Source organism: Methanocalculus natronophilus, assembly GCF_038751955.1.
GTDB classification, from domain to species: Archaea; Halobacteriota; Methanomicrobia; order Methanomicrobiales; family Methanocorpusculaceae; genus Methanocalculus; species Methanocalculus natronophilus.
This window is the reverse complement of the sequence record NZ_JBCEXH010000101.1, coordinates 1-585: the sequence shown is the minus strand read 5'-3', so window position 1 is coordinate 585 and position 585 is coordinate 1. Positions and strand designations below refer to the sequence as shown.

Here is a 585-nt window from a genome sequence, read left to right as displayed (position 1 = left end):
CTCTAATACCTTTTAAAGCTTTCCCTAAAATGGTTTCACTTCTACCATACGCATAATTTGGAGCGGTATCAAATACATTAATGCCTTCTTCATACGCAGTGTGTACCAACTTTATACCTTCATCTACACTCATCGTTTTCCCTTTTGAAGTATTTCCTAAAGGCCATGCGCCAAATCCTAACCTTGATAGATTTAAATCATTTACTCGATTATTTTTTTTCATAGTTCCTCCTTTTATAGTTAATAAAAGATAAAGGCTAAAGAACGAATCCTTAGCCTTTAAATGATAAATTTTATTTAATTAGTCTTGGTAAGGAAGCCCATCAGGTCTATATAACTCTGGGTGAGCGCTTTGTAATTCTTGATAGAAACTTGCAAATGCTTCTTCTTTAGAATCAAAGTTTCCTTGTTTGTAATCGTTAACCGTATCGCCCATAATTTCATCTAATGTACGATCGTAGTTAGTAATATGATCAAGTGAAATCGAGTCTGCTTCTTCTAAGAAAATATCATAATGGTTAATTCCACCAAGCATAGGATTTCCTTCATAATCAGCAGTGACTTCTTCCATGATTGATTCTCTAG

2 protein-coding genes are annotated in these 585 nt (G+C 33.8%); both read right to left on the bottom strand.

Annotated elements, in window-relative coordinates; translation table 11 throughout:
* The coding region (locus ABCO64_RS10685; RefSeq protein WP_343089464.1) for an aldo/keto reductase at window positions 1–223 on the bottom strand (223 nt) is incomplete at its 3' end.
* A gap of 78 nt (window positions 224–301) precedes the next feature.
* On the bottom strand, window positions 302–585 hold a 284-nt coding region (locus ABCO64_RS10680; protein ID WP_343089463.1), incomplete at its 5' end, for a hypothetical protein.